At 59.1% G+C, this 18,426-nt stretch carries 16 protein-coding genes and 1 pseudogene; 15 read left to right on the plus strand and 2 right to left on the minus strand.

Features of this window, described 5'->3' with window-relative positions:
* Positions 1-82: 82 nt before the first annotated feature.
* Positions 83-1,240: an integrase core domain-containing protein gene (locus ACTJI7_RS15240; RefSeq protein WP_440670797.1), complete on the plus strand. Its 1,158-nt coding sequence runs from the start codon at positions 83-85 to the stop codon at positions 1,238-1,240.
* Positions 1,241-1,368: 128 nt separating this feature from the next.
* Here the strand turns inward: ACTJI7_RS15240 and tsr are convergent, their stop codons facing one another.
* Positions 1,369-3,033, minus strand: a complete 1,665-nt coding sequence (gene tsr, locus ACTJI7_RS15245; protein ID WP_440670795.1) for a methyl-accepting chemotaxis protein — start codon at positions 3,031-3,033, stop codon at positions 1,369-1,371.
* 304 nt (positions 3,034-3,337) lie between these two features.
* On the opposite strand from tsr, the gene xapA reads away from it, so the two are divergent.
* From xapA to ACTJI7_RS15260, 3 genes and pseudogenes are all read left to right on the plus strand, one after another.
* On the plus strand, positions 3,338-4,171 hold the full coding sequence (gene xapA, locus ACTJI7_RS15250; RefSeq protein ID WP_440670793.1) for a xanthosine phosphorylase: 834 nt from the start codon (positions 3,338-3,340) through the stop codon (positions 4,169-4,171).
* Between the two features lie 44 nt (positions 4,172-4,215).
* Positions 4,216-5,414: pseudogene (gene tsgA / locus ACTJI7_RS15255) on the plus strand (MFS transporter TsgA).
* Between the two features lie 57 nt (positions 5,415-5,471).
* Entirely contained in the window at positions 5,472-6,371 is a 900-nt protein-coding gene (locus ACTJI7_RS15260) for a LysR family transcriptional regulator (RefSeq protein WP_063942991.1), read from the plus strand.
* A 1-nt stretch (position 6,372) separates the two neighbouring features.
* Here ACTJI7_RS15260 and hpaR read toward each other — a convergent pair whose 3' ends face one another.
* On the minus strand, positions 6,373-6,816 hold the full coding sequence (gene hpaR, locus ACTJI7_RS15265; RefSeq protein ID WP_063942918.1) for a homoprotocatechuate degradation operon regulator HpaR: 444 nt from the start codon (positions 6,814-6,816) through the stop codon (positions 6,373-6,375).
* A gap of 271 nt (positions 6,817-7,087) precedes the next feature.
* Between hpaR and hpaG the strand changes: the two genes are divergently transcribed.
* From hpaG to ACTJI7_RS15320, 11 genes are all read left to right on the plus strand, one after another.
* Positions 7,088-8,365 (plus strand): 4-hydroxyphenylacetate degradation bifunctional isomerase/decarboxylase, encoded by a 1,278-nt coding sequence (gene hpaG / locus ACTJI7_RS15270; RefSeq protein ID WP_440670790.1) that lies wholly within the window; start codon positions 7,088-7,090, stop codon positions 8,363-8,365.
* Positions 8,362-9,828, plus strand: a complete 1,467-nt coding sequence (hpaE, locus tag ACTJI7_RS15275) for a 5-carboxymethyl-2-hydroxymuconate semialdehyde dehydrogenase (RefSeq protein WP_440670788.1) — start codon at positions 8,362-8,364, stop codon at positions 9,826-9,828. Before hpaG ends, hpaE begins: the two co-directional genes overlap by 4 nt.
* Before the next feature lie 2 nt (positions 9,829-9,830).
* On the plus strand, positions 9,831-10,682 hold the full coding sequence (gene hpaD, locus ACTJI7_RS15280) for a 3,4-dihydroxyphenylacetate 2,3-dioxygenase (protein WP_041911312.1): 852 nt from the start codon (positions 9,831-9,833) through the stop codon (positions 10,680-10,682).
* 9 nt (positions 10,683-10,691) lie between these two features.
* A complete protein-coding gene (locus ACTJI7_RS15285; RefSeq protein ID WP_248225359.1) occupies positions 10,692-11,072 on the plus strand; it encodes a 5-carboxymethyl-2-hydroxymuconate Delta-isomerase in 381 nt (126 codons plus the stop codon).
* 76 nt (positions 11,073-11,148) lie between these two features.
* Positions 11,149-11,952 (plus strand): 2-oxo-hept-4-ene-1,7-dioate hydratase, encoded by an 804-nt coding sequence (gene hpaH / locus ACTJI7_RS15290; RefSeq protein WP_440670786.1) that lies wholly within the window; start codon positions 11,149-11,151, stop codon positions 11,950-11,952.
* 10 nt (positions 11,953-11,962) lie between these two features.
* Positions 11,963-12,757: a 4-hydroxy-2-oxoheptanedioate aldolase gene (gene hpaI, locus ACTJI7_RS15295; protein ID WP_440670784.1), complete on the plus strand. Its 795-nt coding sequence runs from the start codon at positions 11,963-11,965 to the stop codon at positions 12,755-12,757.
* Positions 12,758-12,778: 21 nt separating this feature from the next.
* Complete coding sequence (hpaX, locus tag ACTJI7_RS15300) at positions 12,779-14,122, plus strand: 4-hydroxyphenylacetate permease (protein WP_045631051.1); 1,344 nt, start codon at positions 12,779-12,781, stop codon at positions 14,120-14,122.
* Positions 14,094-14,984 (plus strand): 4-hydroxyphenylacetate catabolism regulatory protein HpaA, encoded by an 891-nt coding sequence (gene hpaA, locus ACTJI7_RS15305; RefSeq protein ID WP_440670782.1) that lies wholly within the window; start codon positions 14,094-14,096, stop codon positions 14,982-14,984. Before hpaX ends, hpaA begins: the two co-directional genes overlap by 29 nt.
* Positions 14,985-15,179: 195 nt before the next feature.
* On the plus strand, positions 15,180-16,742 hold the full coding sequence (gene hpaB / locus ACTJI7_RS15310) for a 4-hydroxyphenylacetate 3-monooxygenase, oxygenase component (protein ID WP_059354709.1): 1,563 nt from the start codon (positions 15,180-15,182) through the stop codon (positions 16,740-16,742).
* Between the two features lie 17 nt (positions 16,743-16,759).
* Complete coding sequence (locus tag ACTJI7_RS15315; protein ID WP_041911318.1) at positions 16,760-17,272, plus strand: 4-hydroxyphenylacetate 3-monooxygenase reductase subunit; 513 nt, start codon at positions 16,760-16,762, stop codon at positions 17,270-17,272.
* A 176-nt stretch (positions 17,273-17,448) separates the two neighbouring features.
* On the plus strand, positions 17,449-18,366 hold the full coding sequence (locus tag ACTJI7_RS15320; RefSeq protein WP_048957191.1) for a helix-turn-helix transcriptional regulator: 918 nt from the start codon (positions 17,449-17,451) through the stop codon (positions 18,364-18,366).
* The last annotated feature ends 60 nt before the right edge of the window (positions 18,367-18,426 follow it).

The following is an 18,426-nucleotide window of genomic DNA, read 5'->3' on the forward strand; positions in this document are numbered from 1 at the left end:
GGTATGAACCGGAAACATGGGTAACACTTTAGACCGGATACATGGGTAACAGTTATAACTGGCATAGAAGAGGAGACTCGCTATGCCCTGGACTGAGACCCGACCTATGCAACGCCTTGATTTTATCCGTGCCTGCCATGCAGGTACGGACTCCTTCTCCGCTCTTTGCCGTCTTTTTGGCATCAGCCGCAAAACCGGCTACAAATGGCTTCAGCGTTTTGACCCTTCTGACCTGTCCTCTCTCTCTGACCGGTCGCGCGCACCACGCTCCCACTCCCGGACGGTTCCTGATGAGGTCGTCGGACACCTGACTGCCCTGCGTCAGAAACACCCTGACTGGGGCCCGAAAAAACTGCGGATGTGGCTCCTCAATCATCACGTCGATTTTACCGTTCCTGCTGCCAGCACTGTCGGCGATATCCTCAAGCGTGAAGGCCTGGTACCAGACAGAAAGAGAAAGCGCAGAACGCCGGGGAATCGCCGGCCCCTGACCAGCATCAGTGAGAACAATCAGGTCTGCAGCGCTGATTTTAAAGGCAAGTTCAGGCTGCTGAGCAGAGAGTACTGTCATCCCTTCACCCTGACCGACAACCACAGCCGGTATCTGCTGAGCTGCCGTGGAACGGACCGTGAGAGCGAGCCCTTCGTCAGGCACTGTCTGACGGAGGCGTTCCTGGAGTACGGTCTGCCGGACGTTCTGAGAACCGATAATGGTCAGCCCTTCGCAGGGACGGGTATCGCCGGGTTAAGTCGTCTTGCAGTCTGGCTGATAAAGCTGGGCGTCAGACCGGAACGAATCCGCCGGGGCCATCCCGAAGAGAACGGGCGGCACGAACGCATGCACCGTTCCCTGAAAAGTGCGCTGGCGCAGGGGAACACCTTCATGACGATGGAAGAACAACAGCGGTGGTTCAGTGACTACCGGAAAGAATTTAACTATGAAAGACCGCATGAAGCCCTGGCGGGTGCAACGCCCGGAACGGTGTGGCAACCCTCGAAGCGACAGTGGGATGGCCGTGTTCCTGACTATGCCTATCCGTCAGGAGGAACGGTCTACAGAGTGAAATCGAGGGGGACACTCTATATGGGGAAAAAGGGGACGGTGTTCCTGAGTGAAGCGCTGACTGATGAGTACATCATGCTGGAAGAACAAGATGATGGCCTTGAGGCCATCATCTTTAACGGAATAACGCTTGCGTACTATGACCGAAAAACCCAGAGTGTGCTCCGGATAGACTAAAAGTGTTACCTATGTTCCCGGTCTGATCTGTCACCTATGTATCCGGTCATACACTTCGCTTACCGGGCCTACAACAAGCTTCCGTTGGCCGGGTAAGGCGTAGCCGCCACCCGGCACAACGCGCTGGATCAGAACGTTTCCCAGTTATCGCCCGCGTCCGCCGTCGCGACTTTACGCGACATCACCGGCGCGACAACGCTTTTCGCGGCAGCGAACTCGCGCGCCTTCATCTGCTCCTGCTGAATGCGGAACACTGCCACGGCCTGCGTCAGACGGCTCGCCTGCTCTTCCAGCGCCGCCGCCGCTGCGGCTGACTCTTCTACCAGCGAGGCGTTCTGCTGGGTCACGCGGTCCATCTCTGCCACCGCCAGGCCCACCTGGTCGATACCGCGGCTCTGCTCGTCGGACGCAGAGGCAATCTCGCCCATGATATCGGTCACGCGGGTCACCGCGTTCACGATCTCACCCATGGTTTCACCGGCGCTTTCCACCAGCGTTGACCCCACTTCCACGCGTCCCACGGAGTCTTCAATCAGGCTCTTGATCTCACGTGCTGCCTGAGCGCTGCGCTGGGCCAAGTTACGCACTTCCCCTGCCACCACCGCAAATCCACGGCCCTGTTCGCCCGCACGCGCCGCTTCTACCGCCGCGTTCAGCGCCAGGATGTTGGTCTGGAAGGCAATGCCGTCGATCACGCTGATGATATCGGCAATTTTCTGCGAACTGCCCGCGATATCACGCATGGTTTGCACCACGTTGTCCACCACCTTGCCGCCCTTCTGCGCGGTTTCAGACGCGCTTAGCGCCAGGTGGCTCGCCTGACGGGCGTTCTCGGCGTTCTGCTTAACGGTCGCCGTCAGCTGCTCCATGCTGGCAGCGGTCTCTTCCAGTGAAGCGGCCTGCTGTTCAGTACGGGAAGAGAGGTCGTTATTGCCCATCGCGATTTCGCTCGCGCCGCTATAGATAGCGTTCGCGCCGTTACGCACGTCGCCCACGGTGCGCACCAGCTCGCCCTGCATATGACGCAGCGAGTCGGCCAGTTCGCCCATCTCGTTAGAGCCTTCCACGTCGATGCGTTTCACCAGGTCGCCGCTGGCGATGTGGCGAATATTGTCAATGAGACGCGTCAGCGGAGAGATCAGCGCCTGCTTGATACCCAGCCAGACGGCCACAATCACCACCAGCACGGCAACCAGCACGCTGATCAGCACCCAGATAGCCTGAGTGTAAGAGCTGTTGCTGTCTTCAACCGCTATCTGGTACAGCTTGTCGTTCTGCTGCAGGTAGCTCACGTACTGCTTCTCGAATCCATCCTGGTAGCTCTGGGTCGGCTGGTCGAAGAAGGCGTTGATTTTGCCCGCCCCCAGCAGCTGAATTAGCTCAGCCAGCGCACCGTGGTAGATATCGTAGTTACGTTTTATTTCCAGCGCAGCGGCGTCGCTCTGACGCGGGTCGCGCGGCAGGGCTTCATAGTCAGCCCAGTTTTTTTCCGCCTGTTTCAGCGAGGCAGACGCAATCTGCATCAGATCGTTAACGGTCGCGCCGCTGCCGATATTGTTCTGATCCATCATGTAGCGGATGCCCGCGCGGTTCAGGGTATTACGGGTTTGCAGCAGCGCAACCCAGCTCCCGTTAAGGGTGGATTGTTGCTGACGAATGGTTTGCAGGACGGTGAAATTCTCTTTGTCATTCTTCAGAGCATTAAAGAAAAGACCACCGGATGTGAGTTGTAAAAGGCCAAATATCGCTAAAACCAGCATTAAGCTGGTGACAATCTTGATACGGTTTAACATGTTTTCTCTTTCCATCAGACAGATAACAGAATTTTCGGCCTGATAAGGGAAAACTTTACAAAAAACGCACTCTTTTCGTGCAAAAAAGTCGCGCAATCGCGTTTCACACCCGCACAGTGAAGCCAATCACATTTCTTCTCCCCATTTTGCGACGCTGCGGGCCCCGCTTTTTCCTAACCCACTGAAATATCTACCCTTCCGCCCACATCAATATAAAAACAATATCAATAACCCCGCCAATCATATTGGAACCCCAATCAACGGCACCCGAAAATGTAAGGAGATAACCCGTCAAGGAGTAGTTATGTCCCGTTCCGTCTTTACTGATTCCCCGTTTGAAGCCGCTGAAATCCTGCGCGCGGCTAAACCCGGTTTTACGCCCCGCATCGCGATGATCCTCGGCTCGGGTCTCGGCGCGTTAGCCGACAGGCTGGAAAATAAAACCGTTGTCTCATACGAAAAGCTGCCCGGTTTTCCGGTCAGTACGGTCATTGGCCATGCGGGCGAAGTGGTGATGGGGAGCCTGCACGGCGTCAACCTTATCTGCATGAAGGGCCGTGGGCATTTTTACGAAGGCGTCGGGATGGGCATCATGACCCACGCGGTACGCACCTTTAAGCTGCTGGGATGTGATTTCATGCTCTGCACCAACGCCGCCGGCTCCCTGAACACCGACATTCCAGCGGGTTCGCTGGTGGCGCTGAACGACCACATCAATACCATGCCGTCCACGCCAACGGTGGGTCCCAACGACGAACGCTTTGGCCCACGCTTTTTCAGCCTGGCGAATGCCTACGACAAGACGCTTCGCGAACGCCTGCACGCCACGGCAAAAACTCTCGGCCTGACGCTGCATGAAGGGGTGTTTGTCTCCTACCCTGGCCCCAACTTCGAAACGGCAGCAGAGATCCGCATGATGCAAAGAATAGGCGGTGACGTCGTCGGTATGTCAGTGGTGCCGGAAGTGATCGTTGCCCGCCACTGCGGCCTGCGCGTGCTGGCCGTCTCCGCGATTACCAACATGGCGGAAGGTCTGAGCGACGTTGAACTTTCCCATGAGCAGACCCTGAAATGCGCTGCCATGGTCACAGTTGATTTTATTCGTCTCATCAGCGAGTTTGTGAAGCACTACCGCTGATCGTTATCCACAGACGGGCATCCGTGCCCGTCAGGAGAATACACATGTCTGATAACAACTATTCTCGCGGCAGTTTGAACGCCGTATCCTACCTCAGCTACTACTTTGTCGGCGCGCTGGTATCGACGCTCGGGACCTCGGCCCGCTGTGCGCGGCCTTCAACAAAGATCCGAGCTTTATCGGCCAGGTATTTACCCTGATGAACATCGGCATGTTTGTGCCCATTATGCTCGGCGGCCTGCTGATGAAAAAATGGGGGCTGCAAAAACCGCTGGCCATCGCCGCCGCGCTCACCCTCGTCGTGAGCATCGTGCTGTTTACGCACCCGACCCTGACCCTGTTTAGCGTGGCGGTCGCCCTGATGGGGGCCTGCGGCGGGATCTTCATGACTATCGGCAGCTATCTGGTGGTGCGCATTAATCCCGATGAAAAAAGCCGTTCTGCCAGCCTGATTTTCACCGATTTCTTCTTTAGCCTTGCCGGGGCAACGCTCTCCTTCCTGTTGGCGTGGCTTTTTAAGCTTGGCGCAAGCTGGATGGCGATGTATGCCATCATGGGGGCGCTGGGTGCGCTGATGCTGGTTCTGGTGCTGCGCGCTCGCTTTCCGACGACAGAAGCGGCAACACCCGTTGAAGCGTCTTCGCCGGTGGCTGAACCCTGGGGAATGTCGGTATGGCTGATTTGCCTTTCGCTGTTTCTGTTCCTGCTGGCCGAGCCCATCTTCACCATGTGGACGCCGGGCTATCTGCAATGGCGCTTCGTCATGCAGCCTGAGCAGGCAGCGCTGTTTACAACCGTTTACTGGGTCACCAAAGCAACCGGGCTGTTCATCAACCAGTTCACCGTCAAGCTTATGAAGCTGCGTACCTTCCTGCTGATCTGCACGGTTGTCGGGATGATCTCCATTGCGCTTATCGCCAACAGTGGCAGCACTACGGCGATCCTGATTGCCTGCGGCTGCTTTGGCTTCTTTAACTCTGGCCTGTTCTCCGGGCTCATGAGCTACGGTTCGCTGCAGGTGAGCCGCAGCTCGCCAACGCTGATCTCCGCTCTGCTGACCTGCGGCACCGTCGGCACGCTGCTGTTCGCCACCGTATCGTCGCTGGTGAACAGCCGCTTTGGCCTGCACGGTGCGGTGAATGCCGCGACCGTCGCCTACGCTGCCCTGCTTCTGGTGCTGCTGTGCGCGGTTATGCGCAGCCGGGCCGAGCGTTTGCATCACTCAACCGCCAGCGCGGTTTGACAGACCAGGGAGAGGATGGCAACAATGGCGGCAACCTCTCCCTTACCAGCCATCCTCATGAACGATTCTGCTCTCCTCAGCCGCGTGCGCATGCGCATGCTACGCTACTTCCAGGTTCTGGCCGATGAACTGCACTTTGGCCGCGCAGCGGCCAGGCTGAATATCTCCCAGCCGCCGCTAAGCATGCAGATTAAAGAGCTTGAAACCCTGCTCGAGGTTGAGCTTTTCGAGCGGACGAGCCGTAAGGTCGTGTTAACCCACGCGGGAAAAATATTGAAGGCCGAGGTCGACCGGCTGCTGAGCGCTGCCGAACAGTCCCTCAACTACGTTCAGCAGATTGGCCGCAGTGAAAAACAGCATATCAACATCGGCATTATTGGCAGCGCCATCTGGGGAACACTGCTTACCCGGCTTAAGACGCTGCACGAGCAGTACCCCAACGTCCACTGGACGCTGACAGAGCTCTCTCAGCAGCAGCAAATAGAGGCGTTGCGCGCCCGCACGATTGATATCGCCATCAACCGCAACGTCATCCCCAACACCGAGGTCAACATCCGCTGCCAGCTCATTTCGCGGGAAACCATGCGCCTGGCGGTGCATGAAAACGACCCGCTGGCGAAACGCAGCCGCGTATCGCTGGCGGAGCTGGCGCAGCGCCCCTTTATCTCACTCTCCTTTAACCGGGGCGACTTCGCGCGTCAGGTATACGACGCCTGCGCGGAACATGGCTTTCAGCCGCTGATTGCCCAGCAGGTCTTTGAGCCGCAAACGGTGCTGGCACTGGTCAGCGCGGCCACGGGAGTGGCGCTGCTGCCGGAAACCTGCGCGCTGATCCACTGGCCCGGCGTCACCTTTGTCACGCTTGAAGAACAGATTCCCGCCGACCTGTACGCCCTGTGGTACGACGCCCCTCTCCCCGAGCTGTTCAGCAACGTCCTCGCGGCATTACGCGGATGAGCTACTCCTCATCCCCGCGCGCGGCAATGTGACGATTGCCGAGGGTAATGAACTCTTCCAGCAGCGCCGTCAGCTGCTTCATCTTCTCCGGCGTGTATTCCGCCTCAATCTGCTGATACGCCTCTTCCACCTGCGCCTGGGCGTGCTCGTACAGCGCATTTCCCTCTTTGGTCAGCGACACGTACAGCTTGCGCTGGTCGTTCACCGGCTTTAAGCGCAGCACCAGGCCGTCGCGCTCCATGCGCGTCAGAATGCCGGTCAGGCTCGGGCGCAGAATACAGGTGCGAAATGCCAGATCGTGAAAATCCATCGACGGATGTTCAGCCAGCACGCGCACGATGCGCCACTGCTGCTCGGTGAGGTTATGCCGCTTCACAATCGGACGGAAGTACGACATCGCCGCTTCCCGCGCCTGCAAAAGCGCGATGGTTAATGAATCATGCATAGCCTCTCCCCTTCACATCATTAACAAGTAAACGATTCATAAAAGATGTTTTTATAAACAACACGTTTCCTGCCAGAAAGTCTAACAGAAACCATTCTGTTTTATTAAGCAACTGATTTAGATGACATTAAAATCCAACATGTAAATTTATTGTTATTCATATCACAAATTCTTCACTTCTGATTGCGAAATAAACAGCAAAAGCATAAAAACAGATCATTAACATATTAATGAAATCATAACCCGGACCGTCGGGGTGAGGAGTAGGTGAATGAAAGGTACCGTATTTGCCGTCGCGCTGAACCACCAGAGTCAGCAAGAAGCCTGGGCTGAGGCGTTTGAAAAAGCCCCTTACAACACGCCGCCAAAAACGCCGGTGTGGTTTATCAAACCGCACAACACGGTGATTCGCGCGGGCGAGCCCATTCCTTTCCCGCAGGGGGAAACGGTGTTAAGCGGCGCGACGGTGGCGCTGGTTGTGGGTAAAACCGCCAGCAGGGTGCGCGTAGAGGACGCCGCGGCCTACATCGCCGGGTACGCGCTGGCCAACGAGGTGAGCCTGCCGGAAGAGAGCTTCTACCGCCCGGCCATTAAGGCCAAATGCCGGGACGGCTTTTGCCCGCTTGGCGAGCTGGCCGCCGTTGATAACGTCGACAACCTGACCATCATCACCGAGATCAACGGCCGCGAAGCGGACCACTGGAACACCGCCGATCTGCAGCGCAGCGCCGCCGAACTGCTGAGCGCCCTGAGCGAATTCGCCACCCTCAATCCCGGCGATGCGATCCTGCTCGGCACGCCGCAAAGCCGCGTGGAGATCCGCCCGGGCGATCTCGTGCGGATTCTGGCGGAAGGTTTCCCGCCGCTGGAAAACCCGGTGGTGAACGAGCGCGACGTTGCCCTTTCCCACCACACGCCTGAACACGCCACGCTGTTCGCCCTCGGTCTTAACTACGCCGATCATGCCAGCGAGCTGGACTTCAAGCCGCCCACCGAGCCGCTGGTGTTTATCAAAGCGCCGAACACCTTCAATGGCGACAACCAGACCTCGGTGCGCCCGAACAATATCGAATACATGCACTACGAGGCGGAGCTGGTGGTGGTTATCGGTAAAACCGCGCGTAAGGTGAGCGAAGCCGAGGCGATGGAGTATGTCGCGGGCTACACGGTCTGCAACGACTACGCCATCCGCGACTACCTGGAAAATTACTACCGCCCGAACCTGCGGGTCAAAAGCCGCGACGGATTAACCCCCATCAGCCCGAACATCGTGCCGAAAGAAGCCATTCCTGATCCGCATAACTTAACCCTGCGCACCTTCGTCAACGGCGAACTGCGTCAGGAAGGCACCACCGCCGATCTCATTTTCAGCATTCCTTACCTGATTGCGTATCTGAGCGATTTTATGACCCTACAGCCGGGCGACATGATCGCCACCGGCACGCCGAAGGGGCTGTCCGACGTGGTGCCGGGCGATGAAGTGGTGGTGGAAGTGGAAGGCGTGGGCCGCCTGGTGAACCGGATTGTCAGCGAGGAGACTGCAAAATGAAAAAGATTAACCACTGGATCAACGGTAAAAACGTCGCCGGAAGCGAGTACTTCCATACCACTAACCCGGCCTCCGGCGAGGTATTAGCGGAAGTCGCCTCCGGCGGTGAAGCGGAAATTCATCAGGCCGTTGCCGCCGCTAAAGAGGCGTTCCCGAAATGGGCCAACATGCCGATGAAGGAGCGCGCGCGCCTGATGCGTCGCCTGGGGGATCTGATCGACCAGAACGTGCCCGAGATCGCCGCCATGGAAACCGCCGACACCGGCCTGCCGATCCACCAGACCAAAAATGTGCTGATCCCGCGCGCCTCGCACAACTTCGAGTTCTTCGCCGAGGTGTGCCAGCAGATGAACGGCAAAACCTACCCGGTCGACGACAAAATGCTCAACTACACGCTGGTGCAGCCGGTGGGCGTCTGCGCGCTGGTGTCGCCGTGGAACGTGCCGTTTATGACCGCCACCTGGAAGGTCGCGCCGTGCCTGGCGCTGGGCAACACCGCGGTACTGAAGATGTCTGAACTCTCGCCGCTGACCGCCGACCGTCTGGGCGAGCTGGCGCTGGAGGCGGGCATTCCGGCGGGCGTGCTGAACGTGGTGCAGGGCTACGGGGCGACGGCAGGCGACGCGCTGGTGCGCCACCACGACGTGCGCGCTGTCTCCTTCACCGGCGGCACCGCCACCGGGCGCAACATCATGAAAAACGCCGGGCTGAAGAAATATTCCATGGAGCTGGGCGGCAAATCCCCGGTGCTGATTTTTGAAGATGCGGACATCGAGCGCGCGCTGGACGCCGCGCTGTTCACCATCTTCTCCATCAACGGCGAGCGCTGCACAGCGGGCTCGCGCATCTTCATCCAGCAGAGCATTTACCCGGAGTTCGTCAAGCGCTTCGCCGAACGCGCCAATCGCCTGCGCGTGGGCGATCCGACCGATCCGAACACCCAGATTGGCGCGCTCATCAGCCAGCAGCACTGGGAGAAAGTCTCCGGCTATATCCGCCTCGGCATTGAGGAAGGCGCCACCCTGCTGGCGGGCGGCCCGGACAAACCGGTCGATCTGCCTGCACACCTGAAAGGCGGCAACTTCCTGCGCCCGACGGTGCTGGCGGACGTCGACAACCGCATGCGCGTGGCGCAGGAGGAGATCTTCGGGCCGGTGGCCTGCCTGCTGCCGTTTAAGGACGAGGCGGAAGGCCTGCGCCTGGCGAACGACGTGGAGTACGGCCTGGCGTCATACATCTGGACCCAGGACGTCAGCAAGGTGCTGCGCCTGGCGCGCAGCATTGAAGCGGGCATGGTGTTCGTGAACACCCAGAACGTGCGCGACCTGCGCCAGCCGTTTGGCGGCGTGAAGGCCTCTGGCACCGGCCGCGAGGGCGGCGAGTACAGCTTTGAAGTGTTCGCGGAGATGAAGAACGTCTGCATCTCCATGGGCGACCATCCGATTCCAAAATGGGGGATCTGACAATGGGCAAGCTAGCGTTAGCGGCAAAAATCACCCACGTGCCGTCGATGTATCTTTCCGAGCTGCCGGGGAAAAACCACGGCTGCCGCCAGTCCGCCATCGACGGGCATAAAGAGATCAGCAAGCGCTGCCGTGAACTGGGCGTGGACACCATCATCGTGTTCGACACCCACTGGCTGGTGAACAGCGCGTACCACATCAACTGTGCGGATCATTTTTCAGGCGTCTACACCAGCAACGAGCTGCCGCACTTTATCCGCGACATGACCTACGACTACGACGGCAACCCGGAGCTCGGGCAACTGATCGCCGACGAAGCGGTGAAGCTCGGCGTGCGCGCCAAGGCGCACAACATCCCGAGCCTCAAGCTGGAGTACGGCACGCTGGTGCCGATGCGCTACATGAACGCGGATAAGCACTTCAAAGTGATCTCCATCTCGGCGTTCTGCACGGTTCACGACTTCGCCGACAGCCGCAGGCTGGGCGAGGCCATCGTCAGCGCCATCGAAAAGTACGACGGCACCGTGGCGGTACTCGCCAGCGGCTCGCTCTCGCACCGCTTTATCGACGACCAGCGTGCGGAAGAAGGGATGAACAGCTACACCCGCGAGTTCGACCGTCAGATGGACGAGCGGGTGGTGAAGCTGTGGCGCGAAGGCCAGTTTAAAGAGTTTTGCAGCATGCTGCCGGAGTACGCCGACTACTGCTACGGCGAGGGGAACATGCACGACACGGTGATGCTGCTGGGGATGCTGGGCTGGGATAAATACGACGGCAAGGTGGAGTTTCTCACCGAGCTGTTCGCCAGCTCCGGCACCGGCCAGGTCAATGCCGTTTTCCCGCTGCCCGCATAAGGAGTCGTTATGCCGCACTTTATTGCTGAATGTACCGACAACATCCGCGCGCAGGCCGACCTGCCGGGGCTGTTCGCCAAAGTGAACGAGGCGCTGGCCGCCACGGGCATCTTCCCGCTCGGCGGCATCCGCAGCCGCGCCCACTGGCTGGACACCTGGCAGATGGCGGACGGTAAGCATGATTACGCCTTTGTGCATATGACGCTGAAGATCGGCGCCGGGCGCAGCCTGGAGAGCCGGGAAGCCGTGGGGGAGATGCTGTTTGCGCTGATCCAAACCCACTTCGCGGCGCTGATGGCGGAGCGCTATCTGGCGCTGTCGTTTGAGCTCGACGAACTGCACCCGACGCTCAATTACAAGCAGAACAACGTGCACGCGTTGTTTAAATAGCGAGCGCACACCGCCCCGTACCGTACATCGTAGGCCGGGATCGCTACGCGCCACCCGGCAAAAACAGGATATCACCATGCTCGACAAACACACCCATACCCTGATCGCCCAGCGCCTGCATCAGGCGGAACAGTCCCGGGAGCAGATCCGCGCGATCTCGCTAGAGTACCCGGAGATCACCATCGAAGACGCCTACGCCGTACAGCGCGAATGGGTGAGCCTGAAAATTGCCGAAGGCCGCGTGCTGAAAGGCCACAAGATTGGCCTCACCTCGAAAGCGATGCAGGCCAGCTCGCAGATTAGCGAGCCGGACTACGGCGCGCTGCTGGACGATATGTTCTTCCACGACGGCAGCGACATCCCCGTTGACCGCTTTATCGTCCCGCGTATCGAAGTGGAGCTGGCCTTCGTGCTGGCAAAACCGCTGCGCGGCCCGAACTGCACGATCTTCGACGTCTACAACGCCACGGATTACGTCATTCCCGCCCTGGAGCTGATCGACGCCCGCTGCCACAACGTTGACCCGGAGACCCAGCTCCCGCGCAAGGTGTTCGACACCATCTCCGATAACGCCGCCAACGCCGGGGTGATCCTCGGCGGTCGTCCGATTAAGCCCGACGCGCTGGATCTGCGCTGGATCTCCGCCCTGCTCTACCGCAACGGCGTGATCGAAGAGACCGGCGTCGCCGCAGGCGTGCTTAACCACCCGGCGAACGGCGTGGCGTGGCTGGCGAACAAGCTCGCGCCGTACGACGTGCAGCTTGAGCCCGGACAGATCATCCTCGGCGGCTCGTTTACCCGTCCGGTTGCCGCCAGCAGAGGCGACACCTTCCATGTTGACTACGGCAACATGGGCTCCATCAGCTGTCGCTTTGTATAAGGAGGCGACCATGCAAAACGCATTCAAAGCGGCGCTGAAGGCGGGCCGCCCGCAAATCGGTTTATGGCTGGGGCTGACCAGCAGCTACAGCGCAGAGCTGCTGGCCGGGGCCGGTTTTGACTGGCTGCTGATCGACGGCGAGCACGCGCCGAACAGCGTGCAGACCATCCTGACTCAGCTTCAGGCTATCGCCCCTTATCCCAGCCAGCCGGTGGTGCGCCCGTCGTGGAACGATCCGGTGCAGATCAAGCAGCTGCTGGACATAGGCGCGCAAACCCTGCTGGTGCCGATGGTGCAAAACGCTGACGAGGCGCGGCTGGCGGTAAGCGCCACCCGCTACCCGCCTGGGGGCATCCGCGGCGTCGGCAGCGCCCTGGCGCGCGCGTCGCGCTGGAACCGCATCCCGGACTATCTGCATCAGGCTAACGACGCCATGTGCGTGCTGGTGCAGATCGAAACCCGCGAGGCGCTGAAAAACCTGCCGCAGATCCTGGACGTGGAAGGCGTCGACGGCGTGTTTATCGGCCCGGCGGATCTGAGCGCCGATATGGGCTTTGCCGGCAATCCGCAGCACCCGGAGGTGCAGGCCGCCATTGAGCAGGCGATCGCCCAGATCCTCAACGCGGGCAAAGCGCCCGGCATCCTGATGGCGAATGAACAGCTGGCGAAACGCTATCTCGGCCTCGGCGCATTGTTTGTGGCGGTCGGTGTGGATACCACCCTGCTCGCCCGCAGCGCCGAAGCGCTGGCGGCCCGCTTTACCGACGTCACCACAGCAGTTGATAACAATAAATCCGTCTACTAAACGCACGATGTGGAGCGCAACATGACGACCTCAACCCTGCATAATAAAGATGTAGAACATCGCGCAATAAATAAGCTGTTCCGTCGTTTGATCGTGTTTCTCTTTATCCTGTTTGTTTTCTCGTTTCTCGATCGCATCAACATCGGCTTTGCCGGGCTGACGATGGGCAAAGATCTGGGCCTCACGTCGACCATGTTTGGCCTGGCCGCGACGCTGTTTTACGTCACCTACGTGCTGTGCGGGATCCCCAGCAACATCATGCTGGCGAAGGTCGGCGCGCGCCGCTGGATCGCCGGGATCATGGTGGTGTGGGGCATCGCCTCTACCTGCACCATGTTCGCCACCAGCCCCGAAACGCTTTACGTCCTGCGCATGCTGGTTGGCATTGCGGAAGCCGGTTTCCTGCCAGGGATTTTGGTCTATCTCACCTGGTGGTTCCCGGCCTATCACCGCGCCCGCGCCAACGCGCTGTTTATGATCGCCATGCCGGTGACCATGATGCTTGGCTCGATCCTCTCCGGGTATATTCTGGCGATGGACGGGCTGTGGAACCTGAAGGGCTGGCAGTGGCTGTTTCTGCTGGAGGGGTTGCCGTCGGTGGTGCTCGGCGTGGTGACCTGGTTTTACCTCAACGACACGCCGGATCAGGCCACCTGGCTGGATGAAGACGAAAAGCAGGCGCTGAAAACGATGATCGCGCGCGAGCAGGAGGTCGCCATCGCCCAATCCGTCACGCCGCGCTCGACGCTGCGCGAGGTGCTTACGCCCGCCGTGCTGCTCTACACGCTGGCCTACTTCTGCCTGACCAATACGCTGAGCGCGATCAACATCTGGACGCCGCAGATCCTGCAAAGCTTCAACACCGGCAGCAGCAATATCGTGATTGGCCTGCTGGCGGCGATCCCGCAGTTTTGTACCATCCTCGGGATGATCTGGTGGAGCCGCCGCTCCGACAGGCTGAAAGAGCGAAAAAAGCACACCATCCTGCCGTACCTGTTTGCAGCGGCGGGATGGATGCTGGCCTCCGCGACCGATCACAGCCTGATCCAGCTGCTTGGCATCATCATGGCCTCAACCGGATCGTTTACCGCCATGGCGATATTCTGGACCACGCCGGACCAGGTTATTAGCCTGCAGTCACGCGCGGTGGCGCTGGCGGTGATCAACGCCATCGGTAACGTCGGATCCGCCGTCAGCCCGCTGCTGATTGGGATCCTGCGCGACGCGACCGGCAGCTTCAGCTCCGGGCTGTGGTTCGTGGCGGGTCTGCTGGTGGTCGGCGCGCTGGTGCTGACGCGCATCCCGATGACGCAGCGGGTTCAACAGAGGAACGATCATGTGCCAGAGCCCTATCGCCAACATTGATATCAGCAAGGAGTACGACGAAAGTCTGGGCACCGACGACGTGCACTATCAGTCGTTCGCCCGCATGGCGGCCTTTTTTGGCCGCGACATGCAGGCGCACCGTCACGACCAGTACTTTCAGATGCACTTTCTCGACACCGGGCAGATTGAGCTCCAGCTCGACGACCACCGCTATTCGGTGCAGGCGCCGCTGTTTGTGCTGACGCCGCCGTCGGTGCCGCACGCGTTTATCACCGAATCCGACAGCGACGGGCACGTGCTGACGGTGCGCGAGGATCTCATCTGGCCGCTGCTGGAGGTGCTCTACCCCGGCACGCGGGAAGCGTTCGGCCTGCCGGGGATCTGTCTGTCGCTTGCCGACAAGCCTGACGAACTGGCGGCGCTGAAGCACTACTGGCAGCTCATTGCCCGGGAATCCACGGAGCAGCTGCCGGGCCGTGAGCATACGCTGGTCCTGCTGGCGCAGGCGGTATTTACCCTGCTGCTGCGCAACGCGAAGCTCGACGACCACGCGGCCAGCGGGATGCGCGGCGAGCTGAAGCTGTTCCAGCGCTTTACCCAGCTGATCGACACCCATTACCACCAGCACTGGACGGTGCCGGAATACGCCAGCGAACTGCACCTGACCGAATCCCGCCTGACGGACATCTGCCGCCGCTTCGCCAACCGCTCGCCGAAACGGCTGATCTTCGACCGGCAGCTGCGCGAGGCCAGGCGCCTGCTGCTGTTTTCCGACAGCGCGGTCAGCGAGATTGCCTGGCAGCTGGGATTTAAAGATCCAGCCTATTTCGCCCGGTTTTTCAATCGCCTGACGGGCTGCTCGCCCAGCGCGTATCGGGCGCAGAAAGTACCGGTTTCCTGAGCGCATCGCGGTATGTAGGGCGGGTAAGCGCAGCGCCACCCGCCAAAAACCCGCACAGATCACAAATCCCAATCCCGCCCGAAAAGTACCCGCCGTTGTCCCAAACGTCCCTTCACGTTCCGCCCCTCTCACGCTTCAATTAAACAACAAAAACAAAACATAAATTTAACAATCATCTTCCGATACGAGGTCCCTATGAAGCCTGAAGATTTCCGCGCAGATGCCAAACGTCCGTTAACCGGCGAAGAGTATTTAAAAAGCCTGCAGGATGGACGCGAAATTTATATCTACGGCGAGCGCGTTAAGGACGTCACCACCCACCCGGCGTTTCGCAATGCGGCGGCGTCCATCGCCCAGATGTACGACGCCCTGCACAAGCCGGATATGCAGGACACGCTGTGCTGGGGCACCGACACCGGCAGCGGCGGCTACACCCACAAATTCTTCCGCGTGGCGAAAAGCGCCGACGACCTGCGCCAGCAGCGCGACGCCATCGCCGAGTGGTCGCGCCTGAGCTACGGCTGGATGGGGCGCACGCCGGACTACAAAGCGGCGTTCGGCTGCGCGCTCGGTGCTAACCCGGCTTTCTACGGTCAGTTCGAGCAGAACGCCCGCAGCTGGTACACCCGCATTCAGGAAACCGGCCTGTACTTTAACCACGCCATCGTCAACCCGCCGATCGACCGCCACAAGCCGGCGGACGAGGTGAAGGACGTCTACATCAAGCTGGAGAAAGAGACCGATGCCGGGATTATCGTCAGCGGTGCGAAAGTCGTCGCAACCAACTCGGCGTTGACCCACTACAACATGATCGGTTTTGGCTCCGCGCAGGTGATGGGCGAAAACCCGGACTTCGCACTGATGTTCGTCGCGCCGATGGATGCCGAAGGCGTGAAGCTGATCTCCCGCGCCTCGTATGAGATGGTGGCAGGCGCAACCGGCTCCCCGTACGACTACCCGCTCTCCAGCCGCTTCGACGAGAACGACGCGATCCTGGTGATGGATAACGTGCTGATCCCGTGGGAAAACGTGCTGATCTACCGCGATTTCGACCGCTGCCGTCGCTGGACGATGGAGGGCGGCTTCGCCCGCATGTACCCGCTTCAGGCCTGCGTGCGTCTGGCGGTGAAGCTCGACTTCATCACCGCCCTGCTGAAGAAATCCCTGGAGTGCACCGGTACCCTTGAGTTCCGCGGCGTGCAGGCGGATCTCGGTGAAGTAGTTGCCTGGCGCAATATGTTCTGGGCGCTGAGCGACTCCATGTGCTCCGAAGCCACGCCGTGGGTGAACGGCGCGTACCTGCCGGACCACGCGGCGCTGCAAACCTACCGCGTGATGGCCCCGATGGCCTACGCGAAGATCAAGAACATCATCGAACGTAACGTGACCTCCGGGCTGATCTACCTGCCGTCAAGCGCGCGGGACCTGAATAACCCGCAGATCGACCAGTATCTGGCGAAGTACGTGCGCGGCTCCAACGGAATGGATCACGTCGAACGCATCAAGATTTTGAAACTGATGTGGGACGCCATCGGCAGCGAGTTTGGGGGGCGTCACGAGTTGTACGAAATCAACTACTCCGGCAGCCAGGATGAGATCCGCCTGCAATGCCTGCGTCAGGCGCAAAGCTCCGGAAATATGGACAAGATGATGGCAATGGTCGACCGCTGCATGTCCGAGTACGACCAGCACGGCTGGACCGTGCCGCACCTGCACAACAACAGCGATATCAACATGCTCGACAAGCTGCTGAAATAGCGCAGCGGGAGGTTACAATGCATTCAGATGAACAACGCCTGCGTTTTCGCGACGCAATGAGCAGCCTGTCGGCGGCGGTCAATGTGGTCACCACCGAGGGCGACGCCGGACGCTGCGGCATTACCGCCACCGCCGTCTGCTCGGTGACGGATACCCCACCGTCGGTCATGGTCTGCATTAACGCCAACAGCGCCATGAACCCGGTCTTTCAGGGCAACGGCAGGCTGTGCGTCAACGTGCTGAACCACGAGCAGGAGATCATGGCCCGCCACTTCGCCGGGATGACCGGGATGGCAATGGAGGAGCGCTTTGCCCTCTCCTGCTGGCAGAAAGGCCCGCTGGGGCAGCCGGTGCTGAAAGGCGCGCTGGCGAGCCTGGAAGGCGAGATTACCCAGGTGCAAACCATCGGCACGCATCTGGTTTATCTTGTCGAAGTGAAAAACATCATCCTGAGTGACGCGGGACACGGCCTGATCTACTTTAAGCGCCGTTTCCACCCGGTGATGATGGAGATGGAAGCCGTCGTGTGATCCCCCTCGCGCTGGCCTTTTTTCGGGCTAGCGCCGCTTTCTACAAAAATTCCTAAGGTTTCCGCTAAATCACGCCGTTATATATCCATAAGAGAAATTTTCTGTGCCTGAATACTGACATCTCCGGTCAGTGCTTTTGCATTGTTCAGCGCATACCCAATATACAGGAAGACCTTATGGCTAAAACGACGCGGAGCCGCTCGGCTGAACGTCTGGTCGATATTCTCCTTGAGCTACATTTACACGGGGTGGTAAACCGCAGTGCGCTAATGGAGAAATTTAAAATTACCGAGCGTACCGTCTACCGGGATTTAAATGCGCTCTCGCCCATTGTTGAACATACCGGTAACGGGCTATATCGACTGATCCACTCCGCCCAATCTCCCGGCGGGCAGGGATTACATCATGCTCTGGCTAACTTCCTGAATGCCGATAACTTTTTCCCTGAAAGAAATACGGACTTCTGGCAAAAGCTGGAGGCGCGCGTCGACGAAAACCATATTCTTATCCTCGGTAATGACGCAGAGCACACGGTGCAGCGTGATATCCGCCGCCATTTAGCGAAAATCGAGAAATCGATTAAGAACCATAATGTCTGTCAGATCGTTTATAAGGGTAAAACACGTCTGATTAATCCCTATAAACTCATTAACAAAAAAAATATATGGTATTTACAAGCTACCGAAAATAGCCGGTTGAAATCCTTTTCATTAAGCCAGATTAGCTGGTTTGATGTTCAAAAAACCTTTTTTACTCCTGATGAAAATGTTCGGGAACTGCTGGAAAAAAGCCTCGACCCGTGGGTGTCCGAAACTACTTTCACCGTGAAAATATTCATTAAGGATAATATTTCACATTACTTCCTGCGCCGCGATCTCCTGCCGGAACAGGAGCTGCTGGAGGAGCGGCGCGGCGGCGTCACGCTGCGCTGCCAGGCGGCACACGAAAACCAGATCCTGCCGCTGCTGTTCTACTGGCTGCCGAATATTCAGATCCTGGAGCCAAGCTGGCTGAAGGAGAAGCTCATCAAGACGCTGGAAAGCTACCTGTCGATGGAGCGCAGCCCGGAAAACCACGTGATCTCAATCACATAATTTCCCCGACCAGCGGCGAGCCTGAACCACTCGCCGCGTCCTTTGACCGCTCACCCATCA

Origin of the sequence: Enterobacter sp. 22499 (genome assembly GCF_052044815.1) — a bacterium.
Classification (GTDB): Bacteria; Pseudomonadota; Gammaproteobacteria; order Enterobacterales; family Enterobacteriaceae; genus Enterobacter; species Enterobacter bugandensis.

Bases quoted from the DNA above. Each gene is read 5' to 3' on its own strand.
- hpaD (WP_041911312.1), top strand. From the start codon at position 9,831: ATGGGCAAGCTAGCGTTAGCGGCAAAAATCACCCACGTGCCGTCGATG.
- hpaH (WP_440670786.1), top strand. From the start codon at position 11,149: ATGCTCGACAAACACACCCATACCCTGATCGCCCAGCGCCTGCATCAG.
- hpaB (WP_059354709.1), top strand. From the start codon at position 15,180: ATGAAGCCTGAAGATTTCCGCGCAGATGCCAAACGTCCGTTAACCGGC.
- hpaE (WP_440670788.1), top strand. From the start codon at position 8,362: ATGAAAAAGATTAACCACTGGATCAACGGTAAAAACGTCGCCGGAAGC.
- hpaA (WP_440670782.1), top strand. From the start codon at position 14,094: ATGTGCCAGAGCCCTATCGCCAACATTGATATCAGCAAGGAGTACGAC.
- ACTJI7_RS15285 (WP_248225359.1), top strand. From the start codon at position 10,692: ATGCCGCACTTTATTGCTGAATGTACCGACAACATCCGCGCGCAGGCC.
- hpaI (WP_440670784.1), top strand. From the start codon at position 11,963: ATGCAAAACGCATTCAAAGCGGCGCTGAAGGCGGGCCGCCCGCAAATC.
- xapA (WP_440670793.1), top strand. From the start codon at position 3,338: ATGTCCCGTTCCGTCTTTACTGATTCCCCGTTTGAAGCCGCTGAAATC.
- ACTJI7_RS15315 (WP_041911318.1), top strand. From the start codon at position 16,760: ATGCATTCAGATGAACAACGCCTGCGTTTTCGCGACGCAATGAGCAGC.
- ACTJI7_RS15240 (WP_440670797.1), top strand. From the start codon at position 83: ATGCCCTGGACTGAGACCCGACCTATGCAACGCCTTGATTTTATCCGT.
- tsr (WP_440670795.1), bottom strand. From the start codon at position 3,033: ATGTTAAACCGTATCAAGATTGTCACCAGCTTAATGCTGGTTTTAGCG.
- ACTJI7_RS15320 (WP_048957191.1), top strand. From the start codon at position 17,449: ATGGCTAAAACGACGCGGAGCCGCTCGGCTGAACGTCTGGTCGATATT.
- hpaR (WP_063942918.1), bottom strand. From the start codon at position 6,816: ATGCATGATTCATTAACCATCGCGCTTTTGCAGGCGCGGGAAGCGGCG.
- hpaX (WP_045631051.1), top strand. From the start codon at position 12,779: ATGACGACCTCAACCCTGCATAATAAAGATGTAGAACATCGCGCAATA.
- ACTJI7_RS15260 (WP_063942991.1), top strand. From the start codon at position 5,472: ATGAACGATTCTGCTCTCCTCAGCCGCGTGCGCATGCGCATGCTACGC.
- hpaG (WP_440670790.1), top strand. From the start codon at position 7,088: ATGAAAGGTACCGTATTTGCCGTCGCGCTGAACCACCAGAGTCAGCAA.